Below are 16,421 nucleotides of genomic sequence, written 5' to 3' on the forward strand. Positions count from 1 at the left end.
GCGGAGATAAGCGGCGGATGAGCGAACCCAACGCTATGCCGCGCAGCCAGACGCGATCGCGGATCGGCCCGGCGCTGGCGATCGCGATCGCCGCGTTCGTGATCGGCCTGGGGCTGATGGCCTATGCGGTGCGCAACACGCCGGGCTTCTTCGCGCGCGGCTCGACCGCCGCACCCGCGACTCGCCCCACCCCCGCGCCGACGCCGGTCGCCCCCAGCGCCGATGCGGCGACGCTGGCGCTGCGCGAGGCGACGTTGGCGGCGCAGCTCGCCAATCTGGAGGCGCGTGCGGCGCGCACCGATGCGGACACCGCCGACGCGGCGGTGAATGCGGGCAAGGCGGAGGCGATCCTGGTCACCTTCGCCGCGCGCCGCGCGCTGGATCGTGGCGCGGGGCTCGGGTATCTCGAAAACGAATTGCGGCGACGCTTCGGCGCGACGCTGCCGCAGCAGGTCGGCACCGTGCTTCGCGCCGCGCGCCAGCCGGTGACGCTGGAGGACCTGCGCGAAAGCCTGACCACCGCCGCGCCGATGCTGCTGGCGACGCCCAGCGACTGGTGGAGCGGGATCGGCAGCGAGTTGCGCAACCTGGTGGTGATCCACCGCGCCGACACGCCTTCCCCGCTGCCGTCCGACCGGCTGGCGCGCGCGCGCCGGCAGCTCGACAACGGCAATGTCGAGACGGCGCTGGCCGAAGTCGAGCGGCTGCCGGGCGCGAAGGACGCCGCGAACTGGACCGCGGCGGCGCGGCGCTGGATCGACGCGCGTGCCGCGCTGGACACCTTGGAGACGGCGGCGATCACCGGCGCGTTCGCCCCACCGCCGGCGCGGCTCGCCGAGCCGGCGAGCGCGCCGACGCCCGCCGCTGCGCCGACCGGCGACGGGTTGTTCTAGGGCCTGTGCCGATCGACGCTCCGCGATAATCGGTATGTGGGCGAGCGGCAGCCGGACCGGCTGATCGGTAAGAGCCGGCGGTCGCTTCATACATCGAATATCGATTGGGCACGCGATCGGTGCAGCAGCCCGCCGCGCCTTTCGTCGTTGCGAGTTTAGCGGCGCAATACAGTACCTGATCAGGGCGTTCTGGATCGCTTCGCTACGCTTGCGATGACGTCGCTGACTGGACCGCGGCCGGCTCGCTGGGCCGACAAGCGTGGCGACGCAGGCTGCTGCGCCGACCGGCAACCGGTTGTCCTTGGGCCGAACAGCGTCTCGGGACGATTGGTATCCGGGCGAGCTGGACTGGCTGGCCCGGACGAGACATCTGCCGGGCGTGCCATCCGTGCAGCAGCACGCCGCCCTTTCGTAACTGCGAGCTTGGCGACGCAACTTGGTGTCTGATCGGGACGCGCTGAATCGCTTCGGTGCGCTCGCGGTGACGTCGGTGCCATCCGGCAACGGCTCAGGCTCGTTCCGAGCCGCGCGTTGGGCCTTTGCTCAGCCTTGCGCCAGCGCCGCCGCGATCAGCGTACGGGTATTGGCGATGCCGTAGAGGCGGATGAAGCTTCCCATCCGCGGACCCTGGCTCGAACCAAGCAACGTCTCGTAGAGCGCCTTGAACCAGTCGCGCAGCTCCACGAAGCCGCCGGTCTTGCCGATCTCGTAGACGATGTTCTGGATATCTTCGGCGCTTGCCTCCTCCGGCAGCGCGGCAAGCTCGGCGTCCAGCCGTTCCAGCGCGGCCACCTCGACGCCCTCGGGCGCACGGCGCTGCAGCGTCGGGGCGACATGATCGCGGTGATAGGCCAGCGCGTGGCCGATCAGCCGGTCCAGTTCCGGGTAGGCGGCGGGCGTCGCGTCGGCGACATAGTTCGCCAGATACGCCCACACCTGCTCGCGGGTCGCGCCTTCGCCCATCACGCCGACCAGGTTGAGCAGCAGCCCGAAGGTTACCGGCAACACGCCCTCCGGCAGCTTGCCGTCGTGGACGTGGTGGACCGGGTTGCCGAGCCGCTCCTTGATCGCCTGCCCCGCGTAATTGCCGCGAAACTGCCAATAATCGTCCACGGCGCGCGGGATCACGCCCATGTGGAGCTGCTTGGCCTTCTTCGGCTCGCGATAGATGTAGAAAGCGAGGCTCTCCTCGGGGCCGTAGGTTAGCCATTGTTCGATCGAGAGGCCGTTGCCCTTCGACTTCGAGATCTTCTCGCCACGCTCGTCGAGGAACATCTCGTAGTTGAACCCCTCCGGCGGGCGCCCGCCGAGCACGCGCGCGATCTTCGAGGATTGCACGACCGAATCGATCAGGTCCTTGCCCGCCATCTCGTAATCGACGCCCAGCGCGACCCAGCGCATCGCCCAGTCGACTTTCCACTGGAGCTTCGACAGGCCCCCCAGCGCAGATTGCTCGATCCGCTCGCCCTCGTCCTCGAAGGCGATCGTGCCGGCCTCGGCATCGATCACCTCGACCGGCACCTGCAGGACGATGCCGCTTTTCGGGCTGACCGGCAGCACCGGCGAATAGGTCGCGCGGCGTTCGGCGCGCAGCGTCGGCAGCATGACGTCCATCACGCCCTGCCAATGGCGCAGAACGCCCTTGATCGCCGCATCGAAGCGGCCCGAGGTGTAATATTCGGTCGACGACGCGAATTCGTAATCGAAGCCGTAGCGGTCCAGGAAGTCGCGCAGCGTCGCGTTGTTATGCGCGGCGAAGCTGTCGAACCTGCCGAACGGATCGGGGATGCGCGTCAACGGCTTGCCGAGATGCTCGCGCAGCATGTCGCCGTTGGGCACGTTGTCCGGCACCTTGCGCAACCCGTCCATGTCGTCGCTGAACGCGATCAGTCGGGTCGGCTGGTCGCTAAGCGCGTGGAAGGCGTTGCGGACCATCGTGGTGCGCAGCACTTCGTTGAACGTGCCGATATGCGGCAGCCCCGACGGGCCGTAGCCGGTCTCGAACAACACGGACGCGCCGCCCGCCTTGCCATCCGGGTAACGCTTGAGGAGCTTGCGGGCCTCCTCGTACGGCCAGGCCTTGGATTCGAGAGCGGCGGAGCGGAGATCGTCGGTCATGATGGCCAGCGACGTAGCGAGACGCGCGCGCGATGGCTATATGCACGCGCGATGTCGTTCTGGCCCGCCTTGCTGCTGTTCCTCGCCACCGTCGCGCTGATGGAAGGGTTCGCCTATGTCATGCACCGCTGGGTGATGCATGGCTGGGGCTGGTTCCTGCACGAGAGCCATCATCGCCCGCGCACCGGCAATTGGGAATGGAACGACCTGTATGCCGTGATCTTCGCGGTGCCGTCGTTCCTGCTGATCTTTGGCGGGCTGCAGCTTGGCTGGTGGCCGGGCTTCACGTGGATCGGCGCCGGGATCGCGGCGTATGGCGCGATCTATTTCGGCTTCCATGACGTGATCGTCCACCGGCGCCTGCCGACGCGCTACCTGCCGAAATCGACCTATATGAAGCGGATCGTTCAGGCGCACCGCCTGCATCATGTCGTCGAGACCAAGGAAGGCAACGTCAGCTTCGGCTTCCTCGTCGCGCCGCGGCCCGAGGATCTGAAGGCGGAACTGAAGCGCCGCGGCCGGGCCGGCGTTCGGGCGGCGACCAGCGAACGCGAGGGTTCGTCCCGCGACTAGCCGGCCATCCGGCAAGCGCGAGGTCGTGAAGACCCGCTCAGAAATCGACCGCCACGCCCTTCAGCTCCCAATCGCCGAACCGCACCGGATCGCGGCCCAGCGGGTCCTCCGACGGGCGCGCCATCGGCTCGGGATCGGGCACCGGCGTGGTCGGCGTCAGGTGAGCGGGCGGCTTCACATGGTCGGGGCGCTTGCCCATGGTGGGTCCTTCCGATTGATCCGGCGTGCGCACCGGCACATATGCAGCGCCATGACCGCCTTCAACCCGAGCCGTTCCGCGCAGACCGCGCGTGACTGACACGCCCCGCCCCGCCGCCCGTCCGCGCCCCGCCCCCGGCGGCCCGGAACCGCTTGGCACCGCCAGCCGACGCGCTGCGCTGCGCCTGCTCGACGCGGTGCTGCGCCGGGGCGAGCCGCTCGAATCGGCGCTTGCACATGCCACGCGCGCGCTGGCGGGTGGACCCGACCGTGGCCTCGCGCATGCGATCGCCGCCGAGACGCTGCGCCGCATGCCCGATCTCGACGCGCTGATCGATTCGGCGACGCGGCAGCGGCTGCCCGACGATGCCAAGGCGCGCAGCGCGCTGCGGGTAGCACTGGTGCAGGCGCTGGCGCTGGGCACCCCGCAGCATGCCGCGATCTCGACGGTGCTGCCGCTGGTCGACGGCGGCCCGCGCAAGCTGGTCCATGGCGTGTTCGGGACGCTGATGCGCGGCAATGCGAAGCTGCCCGAGGTGCCGACGCTGCCGCCTGCGGTCGCGGAGCGCTGGCGTGCGAATTGGGGCAAGGACGTCGCCGAGGCCGCCGCACGCGCGATCGCCGCGCCGCCGCCGGTCGACCTGAGCTACGCCGATCCCGCCAGGGTGCTGCCCGATGCCACGTCGCTTGCCGCGGCGCATGCGCGCGTACCGGCCGGAAGCGATATTGCGACGCTGCCCGGGTATGATGCCGGTGAGTGGTGGGTGCAGGACATCGCCGCGTCGATCCCCGCGCGGCTGTTCGGGCGCGGGAGCGGCCTCGCGCTAGACCTGTGCGCCGCGCCGGGCGGCAAGACGCTGCAGCTCGCCGCCGCCGGATGGCAGGTGACCGCCGTGGAACTCTCCGAAAGTCGCGCGGCGCGACTTCGCGCGAACCGCGACCGCACCGGGCTCGCCTTCGACATCGCGATCGCCGACGTGCTGAAATGGTCGCCCGCGACCCCGGGGGATGCCGTGCTGGTCGACGCTCCGTGCAGCGCGACCGGCATCTTCCGCCGCCACCCCGACGTGCTCCACCGCGCGCACGGCGGGATCGTGGCCGAAATGGCGGACCTCCAGGCGCGCATCCTGAAGCGCGCCGCCGCCTGGGTCGCGCCGGGCGGCACGCTGGTCTACGCCACCTGTTCGCTGGAGCCCGAGGAAGGCGAGGTGCAGATCGAGCGCTTCTTGCGCGAACATCCCGATTACGCGATCCGCGCCGTCACCGCCGACGAACTTCCCGCGGGCATCGCGCCGGAGCCGGAGGGCTGGGTGCGGACCTTGCCGGGGATGCTGGAACAGGCCGGCGGATGCGACGGGTTCTTCGTGGCGCGGGTCCAACGCGCTTCCGCCTGACGCCCGCCTGGGGTAACGGGGCGGAATCATGACAAAGCCCGTCCGCATCGCACCTTCGATCCTGTCCGCCGACTTCGCCAGACTGGGGGAGGAGGTGCGCGCGATCGATGCCGCCGGGGCGGACTGGATCCATATCGACGTGATGGACGGGCATTTCGTCCCCAACATCACGATCGGTCCGGCGGTAGTGAAGGCGCTGCGCCCGCACACGACCAAGCCGTTCGACGTCCACCTGATGATCTCGCCGGTCGACGTCTATCTCGACGCCTTCGCCGACGCGGGCGCGGATACGATCACCGTCCACACCGAGGCGGGGCCGCACATCCACCGGACCATCCAGCACATCAAGTCGCTGGGCAAGCGTGCCGGTGTGGTCCTCAACCCCGGCACCCCCGCCAAGATGCTCGATTACCTGATCGACATGGTCGACCTCGTGCTGGTGATGAGCGTCAATCCCGGCTTCGGCGGGCAGCATTTCATCGACGGCCAGCTCAAGAAGATCGCCGCGATCCGCAAGATGATCGAGCAGTCCGGTCGCGACATCGACCTGGAGGTCGACGGCGGGATCGATGCCGCGACGGCGCGTCGCGCGATCGAGGCGGGCGCGGACGCGCTGGTCGCGGGCACCGCCACCTTCCGCGGCGGGCCGGAACGCTATGCGGAGAACATCCGGGGTCTGCGCGGCGGATGAACGACGACCGCAACGGCACCGACCACGACGGCATCAACCAGGACCGCCGCATCATCTCGGCCGGCGCAGGCGAATCGCTCGGCGACCGGATGGCGACCTGGTTCGAGCGGCTGACGTGGCGCACCCCGCTTCACGACCGGCGGCTCGACGGCCAGCATCCGGTGAAGCTGGTGGTGGTGCCGGTCGACCCGCTGCCGGGCGAGGTCGACCTGGGCGAAGCGTTGCTCGAAGGCTGGATGTACGCCGGCGGCGAGCATCACGCGCTGGAGACGCTCGACGTTGCCGCGCCCGCCGCAGGTCCGGCGTTCGTCGAATATCTGCACGGCTTCGCGTGGCTGCGCGATCTGGCGGCGGTCGGCGATCGTGCGCGCACCGTGCCGCTCGCCGAGGCGCTGACCGCGCGGTGGCTGGCGGCGCATGGCGACCGTGTGTCCGATCCGGCGTGGCGCCCGGCGACGGTGGCGCGGCGGCTGGCGATGTGGGCGTTCCATTCGCCGCTGCTGCTGTCCTCGACCGATCTCGTCTTCCGCTCGCGCGTGCTCAACGGCATCGCCCGTGCCGCCCGCCATCTCGATCGCACCGCCGACAAGGCGCCACCCGGCGCGGAGCGCATCGCGGCATGGGCCGGCGTGGTGACCGCCGGGCTGTTGATCCCCGGCGGCGAGACACGCGTCGCGATCGGCGAGGCCGGGCTGACGCGCGCGCTGGCCACCGGGCTGACTGCCGACGGTGGCGTCGTCAGTCGCTCGCCCGCCGACCTGCTCGACGTGCTGGCGACGATCGGCCTGCTGCGCGCCGCCTGCGCGGCGCGGCGGCTGCCGTTGCCCGACGCGGCGGACGAGGCGCTGGCGCGCGCCACCCCGGCACTGCTCGGCACGACGATGGGCGACGGCGGACTGTCGAGCTGGCAGGGGGCGCTGCCGATCGATGCCGAGGCGGTGAACGATGTGCTGATCGCCAGCGGCGCGCACGGTCGACCGCTGCGCCAGTCGCGCGACTGGGGCTATCAGCGGCTGGCGAACGGCAGCGCGATCCTGCTCATGGACGCGGCACCGCCGCCGATGGCGCGCGTGGCGCAGGGCGGCTGCGCCTCGACGCTGGCGTTCGAGTTCAGCGACGGGACGGAGCGGCTGGTCGTCAATTGCGGCGGCGCGGGCGTCACCGGTGCGCGGATGTCGCCGGCGATGACGATCGGGCTGCGCAGCACCGCCGCGCATTCGACGTTGACCGTCGCCGATACGAATTCGACCGCGATCCTGCCCGACGGCACGCTGGGCAAGGGCGTAAGGGAGGTCGAGCTGACGCGGCAGGAGTCCGAGCTCGGCAGCCGGATCGAGGCCCGCCACGACGGCTATGCCCGCCGCCACGGCTTCCTTCACCAGCGGACGTTGCTGCTGCTGAACGACGGGCGCGAGCTGCGCGGCGAAGATGCGCTGATCACGGCGCCGGGCGCACGCGCCAGACGCGCCGATGCGATGACCCCGTTCATGCTGCGCTTCCATCTCGGCGCCGGCGTCGAGGCGGTGGCGACCGCCGACGGGCAGGCGGCGATGCTGCGCACGGGAAGCGCGCAATTCTGGCACTTCCGCAGCCGCGGCGAACGGCTGACGATCGAGGATAGCGTGTGGGTCGATGGCTGGGGACGGCTGTTCACGACGCACCAGATCGTGATCCACGGCCTTGCCCCGCCCAGCGGCGTCAACGTGAACTGGGTGCTGAAGCGCGCGCGATGACCCTCCTGTGCTCGGGAGGAAGCGGGGGCGCGGTCTAGGGCCAATCGACATTCCGCCAGCGTCCCCGCAAGCGCGGGCAAAGGTCGCAAACCTGCGCGACCAAGCGCGGTTCGGCCTGACAGATGGATAATCTTCGTTGGCGAACAGCCCGGCATTCGCGAGGCGCTGAATGTCGATCCCGCCTAAAAAGCCGCAGCAAGGAGGCGTCACGCTTCGCCATGATCGTCTCGCAGCTGCTCGCTACGAGCCTGCGCCGCGGAGTGGTGATGCGGGAAAGCCGCCATGCCCTTTAGGGTTGAGCCCCGCCCGTCGCCCGCGTAAGCGCGCGCGCATGACCAGCATCCCGATCCGCCGCGCGCTCCTCTCCGTCTCCGACAAGACGGGAATCGTCGATCTCGCCACCGCTCTGTCGGGCAAGGGCGTCGAGCTGGTCTCGACCGGCGGTACCGCAAAGACGCTGCGCGACGTCGGTTTGCCGGTGCGCGACATCAGCGAGCTGACCGGCTTTCCGGAGATGATGGACGGCCGCGTCAAGACGCTTCACCCCAAGGTGCACGGCGGGCTGCTGGCAGTGCGCGACGACCCCGCGCATGCCGCGTCGATGCGCGAGCACGATATCGGCGCGATCGATCTGGTCGTGGTGAACCTCTATCCGTTCGAGGCGACCGTCGCCAAGGGCGCGGGGCGCGACGAAGTGGTCGAGAACATCGACATCGGCGGGCCGAGCATGGTGCGATCGGCCGCGAAGAACCACGCCTATGTCGCGATCGTCACCGATCCGGCGGATTATGCGCTGGTCGCAAGCGGCGAGACGACGCTGGAGGATCGCAAGCGGCTGGCGGCGAAGGCGTATCGCTTGACCGGCATCTACGACACGCTGATCGCCGACTGGTTCGCGAACGACATCGGCCAGACGCCGGTCGAAGACATGCCGATGCTCGAGCTGCGCTACGGCGAGAACCCGCACCAGACCGCGCAGGTCGGCCAGAAGGCGAGCGAGCCGGTCGCCGGCCTGCCACAGGCCCGGCAGGTGCAGGGCAAGGCGCTGTCCTACAACAATTACAACGACGCCGACGCAGCACTGGAACTGGTCGCGGAGTTCCGCGAGGCCGATCCGACCGTCGTGATCGTCAAGCATGCCAACCCATGCGGCGTCGCAACCGCGGCGACGCTGGCCGAGGCCTATGAGGCGGCGTTCGCGTGCGACACCGTATCCGCGTTCGGCGGCATCATCGCACTGAACCGCGCGATCGACGCCGCCACGGCGCGCGCCATCACCGGCATCTTCACCGAAGTGGTGGTGGCGCCGGACGCCGACGAGGAAGCGCTGGCGCTGTTCGCCGCCAAGAAGAACCTACGCCTGCTGCTGACCGGCACCTTGCCCGATCCGTATCGCGACGGGTCCGTCACGAAGCAGATCGTCGGCGGCATGCTGCACCAGTCGCGCGACAACGGCCGGCTGACCGACGACATGCTGAAGGTCGTGACGAAGCGCCAGCCGACCGCGCAGGAGCTCGCCGATTGTCGCTTCGCCTGGACCGTGGCCAAGCACGTGAAGTCGAACGCGATCGTCTACGCCAGGGACGGCGCGACCGCCGGCGTCGGCGCGGGGCAGATGAACCGGCTGGAATCGGCGCGGATCGCGGCATGGAAGGCCCGGGACGCCGCGGAAAAGGCGGGCTGGAGTTCGGCACGGACGATCGGCTCCGCAGTGGCGTCGGACGCGTTCTTCCCGTTCGCCGACGGCCTGCTGGCAGCCGTCGAGGCCGGGGCGACGGCGGTGATCCAGCCGGGCGGCTCGATCCGCGATGACGAAGTGATCGCCGCGGCGGACGAAGCCGGGCTGGCGATGATCTTTACCGGTATGCGCCACTTCCGGCATTGATGTCGGTCGCCCCTGCGCAGGCGGGGGCGAGGCTGTGCCGTGCCGCGCACGCCGCGTCACGCCAGACGCGCTCGTACAGGGCGGCGTGCGACCGGGGCGCGTCACCCGCCCCTACCTGCGCAGCGCGACGGACTAGGTTGTGTCTGCATTCATCGTAGCCAGATCATGGCACAGGCGAGATGTACGAAGCCCATGAAGGCAGTGATGGTTTTCTCGCAGCGCAGGGCGATGCGGCGGAAGCGTTTGAGCTTGTTGAAGAAGCATTCGACCTGATGCCGCTCCTTGTAGAGCCGCCAGTCGATTGACGGTTTTTTGGTGCGGCTGGGGTTTGCCTTGATCTGCGCGGTCGCGCCGAGATCATCGACGATGAAGGCGCGTAGCGGGTCGGCGTCGTAGGCGGCATCGGCGATGACGTGCCCGACGCCCTGTTAACCGGCCAGGAGGTTCCTGGCTTGCGGGGCGTCGCCATGTTGCCCCGGCGTGGGATGAATGCGGATCGGCAGACCGATGGCATCGACGGCTGCATGCAATTTGGTCGTCAGCCCGCCACGGGAGCGACCGATCGAGGCAGCTTCAGCCCCCCTTTTGCGCCGCTCGCATCGGCGTGGACTTTCGAGATGGTGCTGTCGATCAGGACGTATTCGAAGTCCGGCGTGTCGGCCATGCTATGGAAAAGCCTCTCCCATATCCCTGCGTGCGACCAGCGCCGGAACCGCGCATGAACCCCTGACCATTTACCGAACATCTCCGGCAGATCCCGCCAGCGTGCTGAGTTTCCCGCCATCCACAGGATCGCGTCCACGAACAGCCGGTTATCCATTCCACTCCGGCCGGGCATCCCCCTGCGTCCGGGAAGGTGACCTTCGATCCGCGCCCATTGCTCATCCGTCAGTGTCCGTCTGCTCACCGCTGGCTCCTTCCGCCAACCTTGAATCAGAACTTCACATCAAACGGAATCCCTGAATGCAGACACGACCTAGAGCGGTTTCCGATTATGTCGCATTATCGGCACGGAGGCGATTTCGATCCACCGCAAGGCGCGAAAAGGGCGCGATGCTTTGGCATCGTAACCGAGGAGCAACGCCGCGGCGGGCCGAAATCGCCCCGCCGCGTAGCGGGCGCTCAAAGGGCGATGACGGTGGTGCAACGTGGTCGGAAACCGCTCTAGCGGATGAACCCGCCCTCGTTCGGCAGCGTCGCCTCCTCGGCGCTGGGCATCTTGCTGAAGAGTGCGCGGTCGTCCGGACCGAAGGCGTAGCGCCAGATCACGAACAGATACGCCGCCAGCGTCGCCGCCACGCCGATCGACACCTGCGCCCAGCGCCATGCCGGCGGCAGCAGCGCGAACGCGCCGCCGACTAAAGCCCCCGCACACGCCGCCCAGATCAGCGGCCAGCGCATCGGCGAGACGCTGACGCCCAGGATACGCCCCAGCACGCCGGCCTTGATGAACGAGGTGAGCAGCACCACCAGCATCAGCGCGATCGGCGCACCGGCCGCCTGTGTGGTCACGCCATAGCCCGCCGTGCGCAGCGCGAGAATCAGCGCGAACGACAACGCGATCTGCAGCGCGAGCATCGTCATCGAGATCAACAGGTTGCGATGCCTTGCCATATAGACCAGCGCCGATTCGGAGACAGCCCCGGTCGAGGCAAAGACCTCCGCGAACAGCAGGAACACCATCGGAGCCGCGCCGCCGACGAACTGCGGACCGATCGTCGCCATCACGCCTTCGCGCGGGATCGAAGCGGTGATCGCCAGCGCCAGCTGCGCCGCGATGATCCAGAACGCCACCTGCCGCACCTGTCGCGCGATCGCCGCGAGATCGCCGCGCGCAAGGCTCTGCGTCACCACCGGACCGAGGATCGGGTCGAAGCTGGTCTTCAACTTCTGCGGCAGGCTCGCGACCTGTTGCGCCATGTAGTAGATGCCGACCACGCTGGGCGCGAACAACGTGCCCAGGATCAGCCGATCGACGTTGCGGCTGCCCCATTCCAGCGCATCGGCCCCCGCCAGCGGCGTGTTGGCGCGCGTCATCTGCCACAGAACACCGACCTGCGGCGACCAGCCGTGCGGCACGCCGTAGCTGCGGATCAGCGGCACGATGCTGGCGGTCAGCGCCGCGACCATGCTGGCGACATAGGCGAGCACCAGCCCGTCCTTGTGCGTGAAGAACGAGAAGAGGAACGCGAAGATTGACAGCGTCCACGGCTCGATCACCGCGCGCGCGGTGACGCTGGCCTTCACGTTGTGACGATAGGCGAGCGCGGCAAGGCTGACATCGGACAGCGCCGGTGCGAGGATGATCAGCGGAAAGAAGCGGTCGAGCCCGACGATCGCCGAATTGGGATACATCGCCTGCGGAAAGGCGAACAGCATCGCGCTGGCGATCAGACTGGCGATCAGCGCGAGCGCAAGCGCGTCGAAGACGACGTGATTGTGCGGGCGATCGGTGGAGGACAGCGCCTGCGCCAGGCCGCGTTTCAGGCCCAGCGTGGCGATCAGCGCGGCGAACTCGACGACCACCACCGCGATCGCGAAGCGCCCTACCAGCGCCGCACCGTACATATGCCCGGCGATGAACAGGAACGGGATCCGCGCGCCCAGCCGCAGGACGAACCCCGCGACGTTGGTGCGACCGCCCTTGGCGAGGGCGGCGATGTCCTCCGGCTGGTCGGCGGTGGTCATGCGAGCGAGCGATCCGGCGCCGCGGTCATTGCTGCGCTGCGCTCGCAACGACCGGGGGCATAAAGCGATGCCGTGGCGAAGCCACGTCGTCGGACTGGCGCTGCCCGCCGGCCGCGCTTGCTTGAGTCAGCCGGGCGCGGCTGGCTGCCACGCTGCGCGGTCAATGCGCCGCGCCCCAGCTGGCACCCACGCCGATCTCCACCGCCAACGGCACGTCCAGCACCACCACCGGCGTCGCCGCGTTCGCCATCACCCTCTCGATCACCGGACGGGCGCGTTCGACGTCGCCTTCCGGCAGCTCGAACACCAGTTCGTCGTGCACCTGCAACAGCATCCGCACGTCGGGCAGCCCGGCCTCCTGCAAGGCCGGCTCCATCCGCACCATCGCGCGCTTGATGATGTCGGCGCTCGTCCCCTGGATCGGCGCGTTGATCGCGGCGCGCTCGGCACCCTGGCGTTCGTGCTGCACCTTGCTGCGGATGCGTGGGAAGTGCGTCTTGCGACCGAACAACGTTTCGGTGAAGCCATGCTCGCGCACCTGCGTCAGCGTCTCGGCGATGTAGCGATTGATGCCTGGGAAGCGATCGAAATAGCGGTCGATCATGGCTTGCGCCTCGTCAGCCGAGATATCCAGCCGCCCGGCCAGCCCCCAGCGCGAGATGCCGTACAGGATCGCGAAGTTGATCGTCTTGGCGCTCGCCCGCGTGTCGCGCGTCACCTCGCCGAACAACTCCTGCGCGGTCAGGCTGTGAATGTCGTCGCCGCGCGCGAACGCCTCCTTCAACTGCGGCACGTCCGCCATATGCGCCGCCAGCCGCAATTCGATCTGCGAGTAATCGGCGGCGAGGATGACGTTGCCCGGTTCCGCCACGAACGCATCGCGGATCTGTCGTCCCACCTCGGTGCGGATCGGGATGTTCTGCAGGTTCGGGTCGGTCGACGACAGCCGCCCGGTCTGCGCACCGCTGAGCGAGTAACTGGTGTGGACGCGCCCGGTCTGCGGGTGGATCTGCTCCTGCAAGCTATCGGTATAGGTGTTCTTCAGCTTCGTGAGCTGGCGCCATTCCAGCACCCTGGTCACGATCGCCGCGCCCGGCGAATCCTTGTCGGCGGCCAGCCGCTCCAGCTCGGTCACGTCGGTGGAATAGACGCCGCTCTTGCCCTTGCGTCCGCCTTTCAGCCCCATTCGCTCAAACAGCACGTCGCCCAGCTGCTTCGGGCTGCCGATCGTGAACGGACCGCCGGCCAGTTCGTGGACGACACCCTCCAGCTGCGCGATCTGCGTCGAGAACTCGCCCGACAGCTGCGCCAGCCGCTCGCGGTCGACCTTGATCCCGCGCCTCTCCATCCGTGCGATCACCGATACGAGCGGACGGTCGACCATCTGGTAGACACGCGTCCCGCCCTCGCGCGGCAAGCGCGCGGCAAAGCGCCGCCACAGCCGCAGCGTCACGTCGGCATCCTCGGCGGCGTAGCGGGTCGCGGCCTTCAGATCGACCTCGTGGAAGCCCAGCGCCTTCTTGCCGCTGCCCACCACGTCCTTGTACGCGATGCACGTGTGCGACAGGTGCGTGGCCGCCAGCTCGTCCATCCCGTGCCCATGGCGCCCGGCATCGAGATCGAAGCTCATCACGATCGTGTCGTCATAAGGGGCCACGTCGATGCCGCCCTGCGCTTCATAGGCGCGGGCGAGCACGATCAGGTCGTATTTGAGATTATGCCCGATCTTGAGGACGCCGGCGTCCTCCAGCAGCGGCTTGAGCTTCGCGAGCACCACCTCGGCGTCGAGCTGCGGCGGGCGTTCGGCGAACATGTCGCTCCCGCCGTGCGCGAGCGGGATATAGCAGGCGAGGTTCGGGTGCAGCGCCAGCGACACGCCGACCAGCTTCGCCAGCATCGGGTCCTTGGCGGTCGTCTCGGTATCCACCGCCACCCAGCCCTGGTGTCGTGCGATCGTGATCCAGCGATCGAGCGCGTCTTCGTCCACCACCGTCTCATAGCCGTCGTGGTTGCAGGCGGGCTCGTCGTCGTCGAACGCCGCATCCGTCGGCGCCTCGGCGACCGGCGCGTCGGCTACCTCGCCCAGCCGCGACAGCAACGAGCGGAAGCCATGATGGTCGAGGAACGCCCGGAGCGGCGCATCGGGGATGCCGTCCGCCAGCGAAAGCTCCTCCAGCGGCTGCGGCAACGGCACGTCGCACGCCAGCGCGACCAGCCGACGGCTCATCCGCGCCGCATCGGCATGTTCGATCAGATTGTCGCGCAGCTTGCCCTTCTTCATGGCGTCGGCAGCGGCGAGCACGCCCTCCACATCGCCATGTTCGAGGATCAGCTTGGCAGCCGTCTTGGGGCCGACGCCCGGGACGCCGGGGACATTGTCGACGCTGTCGCCCATCAGCGCCAGCACGTCGCCCAGCTTCTCCGGCCCGACCCCGAACTTCGCCTCGACGTCGGCGGGGCCGAGCGTGCGGTTGTTCATCGTGTCGAGCATGTCGACCGACGGGTCGGTCATCAGCTGCATCAGGTCCTTGTCGGAGCTGACGATCGTCACCTGCCATCCCTGCGCCAGCGCGGCCTTGGTATAGCTGGCGATCAGATCGTCCGCCTCCCAGCCCTGCTCCTCGATGCACGGCAGCGAGAAGGCGCGGGTGGCGTCGCGGATCATCGGGAATTGCGGGACGAGATCCTCGGGCGGCGGCGGGCGGTGCGCCTTGTACTGGTCGTACAGCTCGTTACGGAACGTGTGGCTGGACTTGTCGAGGATCACCGCCATGTGCGTCGGGCCATCGGCCCTGTGCAGCTGATCGGCGAGCCGCCATAGCATCGTCGTATAGCCATAGACCGCACCGACCGGTTCGCCGTGCTTGTTGGTCAGCGGCGGGAGGCGGTGATAGGCCCGGAAGATGTAACCCGATCCGTCGACTAGATAGAGGTGCGGCATGCCGATCGCCCTATAACGTTATCGCGTGGCGGGGAACCGGCGTTCTACGTGCTCACTCCGTCTCTTCCGCGCCGCTGCCCCGCGGCTGCGCCCCGGTCAGCGCGGCGGCGACCTGCTGGATCAGCACCTGGCGCACGCGCATCGGCGCGGTGGTGTCGCCGATCTGCACCGCGATCGCATAGCGGCGCCCGTCCGGCGCAGTCAGCAGCCCGATATCGTTGAACCCGGCATTGCGGCTGCCCAGTTCCTGGCCGGTCCCGGTCTTGTGCGCCAGCGTCCATCCGGCCGGAGTCGCCGCCTTCAACCGCGCACGCCCGGTGTGCGAGGCGGCCATCGTTTCCAGCAGCACGCGCGTCGACGTCTCGCTCAGCAACTCGCCGCGCGCCAGCCGCGCCAGCGCCTCGACGATCCCGGCGGGCTGCGCGCCATCGGGCGGGTTGTCGATATACCGTTGCAGCGCGGCGCGGCGCAGCGCGGGGTCGAGCCGCGCACGCGCCGCCTCGAACCCGCGCCCCATCGCCATCGACTGGTTCCACGTCACCCCGGCGGTGCCGCTCTGCAACAACCGCTCGCCAGGGCCGAAGCGAATCCCGTTCAGCCGCTTTTCCGCCAGGAAGCGCCGCACCGCCGACGGGCCGCCGACCACGTTCAACAGCCGGTCGTTGGCGGTATTGTCGCTTTGCGTCAGCGCGCGGGTCAGCAGCGCGCCGACCGTCGTCTGATAGCCCTGCACGGTCACCAGCGACGCGATCGGCTGATGGAACAGCGTCAGGTCGTCACGCGTCACCAGCACCGGATCGTCGAGCTTCAGCCGCCCGGCGTCGCGTTGCGCCAGCACCGTCATCGCGACCCACAATTTGCTGACGCTCTGCTGCGGCAGCGACAGCGTGCCGCCCTCCGATACGATCCAGTCCTCGTCCACCGCCTGGATCGCGGCGCCGGCCTTTCCGGGGAAGCTGCGGATCAGCTGCGACACCCGCGCCTGCAACGCGCGTGGCGCGGACTTCGGGCGCGGCGGCGCCGGGGGCGGCACCGCGACCGACACGAGCGGCGGCGGCGGCGCGGCCGGGATCAGCGTCGACCCCGCACCGGCCCCGCACCCGGCAATCAGCAGCGACCAGCCGATCACCGCCGTCCGGTGCGCGAAAGTCGTCTTTCCCATGTCTGCCGCCGTCACCCCTGCTTCGCCGATCGGTGTGCCGCTCGCGTCCCCCAGCGCATAGCCCTGCGACTCGGGCTTGCGACGATCGCCCGCCGTCGCGCGACGAAGCGAGTCGTTCGTCCTCAACCGGTGGATCCGCCGCGAT

General features: G+C 69.0%; 11 protein-coding genes and 1 pseudogene. 6 read left to right on the forward strand and 6 right to left on the reverse strand.

Going from position 1 to position 16,421, the window contains the following annotated elements; all coding sequences use genetic code 11:
- Positions 1-17 precede the first annotated feature (17 nt).
- Complete coding sequence (locus tag SPHPHY_RS20605) at positions 18-893, forward strand: hypothetical protein (RefSeq protein ID WP_022688082.1); 876 nt, start codon at positions 18-20, stop codon at positions 891-893.
- 543 nt (positions 894-1,436) lie between these two features.
- On the opposite strand, the gene SPHPHY_RS0117985 is transcribed toward SPHPHY_RS20605, so the two are convergent.
- Entirely contained in the window at positions 1,437-3,011 is a 1,575-nt protein-coding gene (locus tag SPHPHY_RS0117985; protein ID WP_022688083.1) for a lysine--tRNA ligase, read from the reverse strand.
- A gap of 51 nt (positions 3,012-3,062) precedes the next feature.
- Here SPHPHY_RS0117985 and SPHPHY_RS0117990 point away from each other — a divergent pair, with 51 nt between their 5' ends.
- Positions 3,063-3,584 (forward strand): sterol desaturase family protein, encoded by a 522-nt coding sequence (locus SPHPHY_RS0117990; protein ID WP_022688084.1) that lies wholly within the window; start codon positions 3,063-3,065, stop codon positions 3,582-3,584.
- A gap of 37 nt (positions 3,585-3,621) precedes the next feature.
- Here SPHPHY_RS0117990 and SPHPHY_RS21565 read toward each other — a convergent pair whose 3' ends face one another.
- Positions 3,622-3,783, reverse strand: a complete 162-nt coding sequence (locus SPHPHY_RS21565; protein WP_022688085.1) for a DUF1674 domain-containing protein — start codon at positions 3,781-3,783, stop codon at positions 3,622-3,624.
- A gap of 91 nt (positions 3,784-3,874) precedes the next feature.
- On the opposite strand from SPHPHY_RS21565, the gene SPHPHY_RS0118000 reads away from it, so the two are divergent.
- The 4 genes from SPHPHY_RS0118000 to purH all read left to right on the forward strand — a co-directional run bounded on the left by SPHPHY_RS0118000 (position 3,875) and on the right by purH (position 9,485).
- Complete coding sequence (locus SPHPHY_RS0118000) at positions 3,875-5,176, forward strand: RsmB/NOP family class I SAM-dependent RNA methyltransferase (protein ID WP_022688086.1); 1,302 nt, start codon at positions 3,875-3,877, stop codon at positions 5,174-5,176.
- 28 nt (positions 5,177-5,204) lie between these two features.
- Entirely contained in the window at positions 5,205-5,867 is a 663-nt protein-coding gene (rpe, locus tag SPHPHY_RS0118005) for a ribulose-phosphate 3-epimerase (RefSeq protein ID WP_022688087.1), read from the forward strand.
- A complete protein-coding gene (locus SPHPHY_RS0118010; protein ID WP_022688088.1) occupies positions 5,864-7,600 on the forward strand; it encodes a heparinase II/III family protein in 1,737 nt (578 codons plus the stop codon). The genes rpe and SPHPHY_RS0118010 overlap by 4 nt, the downstream gene beginning before the upstream one ends.
- Before the next feature lie 331 nt (positions 7,601-7,931).
- On the forward strand, positions 7,932-9,485 hold the full coding sequence (purH, locus tag SPHPHY_RS0118015) for a bifunctional phosphoribosylaminoimidazolecarboxamide formyltransferase/IMP cyclohydrolase (RefSeq protein WP_022688089.1): 1,554 nt from the start codon (positions 7,932-7,934) through the stop codon (positions 9,483-9,485).
- A 149-nt stretch (positions 9,486-9,634) separates the two neighbouring features.
- Here purH and SPHPHY_RS22110 read toward each other — a convergent pair.
- From SPHPHY_RS22110 to SPHPHY_RS20610, 4 genes and pseudogenes are all read right to left on the reverse strand, one after another.
- Positions 9,635-10,392: pseudogene (locus SPHPHY_RS22110) on the reverse strand (IS5 family transposase).
- 257 nt (positions 10,393-10,649) lie between these two features.
- Positions 10,650-12,173 (reverse strand): lipopolysaccharide biosynthesis protein, encoded by a 1,524-nt coding sequence (locus SPHPHY_RS0118030; RefSeq protein ID WP_022688090.1) that lies wholly within the window; start codon positions 12,171-12,173, stop codon positions 10,650-10,652.
- Between the two features lie 160 nt (positions 12,174-12,333).
- A complete protein-coding gene (gene polA, locus SPHPHY_RS0118035; RefSeq protein WP_022688091.1) occupies positions 12,334-15,114 on the reverse strand; it encodes a DNA polymerase I in 2,781 nt (926 codons plus the stop codon).
- 52 nt (positions 15,115-15,166) lie between these two features.
- Complete coding sequence (locus tag SPHPHY_RS20610) at positions 15,167-16,402, reverse strand: serine hydrolase (protein ID WP_022688092.1); 1,236 nt, start codon at positions 16,400-16,402, stop codon at positions 15,167-15,169.
- Between the last annotated feature and the right edge of the window lie 19 nt (positions 16,403-16,421).

Origin of the sequence: Sphingomonas phyllosphaerae 5.2 (assembly GCF_000419605.1) — a bacterium.
Lineage (GTDB): Bacteria > Pseudomonadota > Alphaproteobacteria > Sphingomonadales > Sphingomonadaceae > Sphingomonas > Sphingomonas phyllosphaerae_B.

Excerpts from the sequence above, each read along its gene's own strand:
- SPHPHY_RS20605 (WP_022688082.1), top strand. The coding sequence starts at position 18 with ATGAGCGAACCCAACGCTATGCCGCGCAGCCAGACGCGATCGCGGATC.
- SPHPHY_RS0117985 (WP_022688083.1), bottom strand. The coding sequence starts at position 3,011 with ATGACCGACGATCTCCGCTCCGCCGCTCTCGAATCCAAGGCCTGGCCG.
- SPHPHY_RS0117990 (WP_022688084.1), top strand. The coding sequence starts at position 3,063 with ATGTCGTTCTGGCCCGCCTTGCTGCTGTTCCTCGCCACCGTCGCGCTG.
- SPHPHY_RS21565 (WP_022688085.1), bottom strand. The coding sequence starts at position 3,783 with ATGGGCAAGCGCCCCGACCATGTGAAGCCGCCCGCTCACCTGACGCCG.
- rpe (WP_022688087.1), top strand. The coding sequence starts at position 5,205 with ATGACAAAGCCCGTCCGCATCGCACCTTCGATCCTGTCCGCCGACTTC.
- SPHPHY_RS0118010 (WP_022688088.1), top strand. The coding sequence starts at position 5,864 with ATGAACGACGACCGCAACGGCACCGACCACGACGGCATCAACCAGGAC.
- purH (WP_022688089.1), top strand. The coding sequence starts at position 7,932 with ATGACCAGCATCCCGATCCGCCGCGCGCTCCTCTCCGTCTCCGACAAG.
- SPHPHY_RS0118030 (WP_022688090.1), bottom strand. The coding sequence starts at position 12,173 with ATGACCACCGCCGACCAGCCGGAGGACATCGCCGCCCTCGCCAAGGGC.
- polA (WP_022688091.1), bottom strand. The coding sequence starts at position 15,114 with ATGCCGCACCTCTATCTAGTCGACGGATCGGGTTACATCTTCCGGGCC.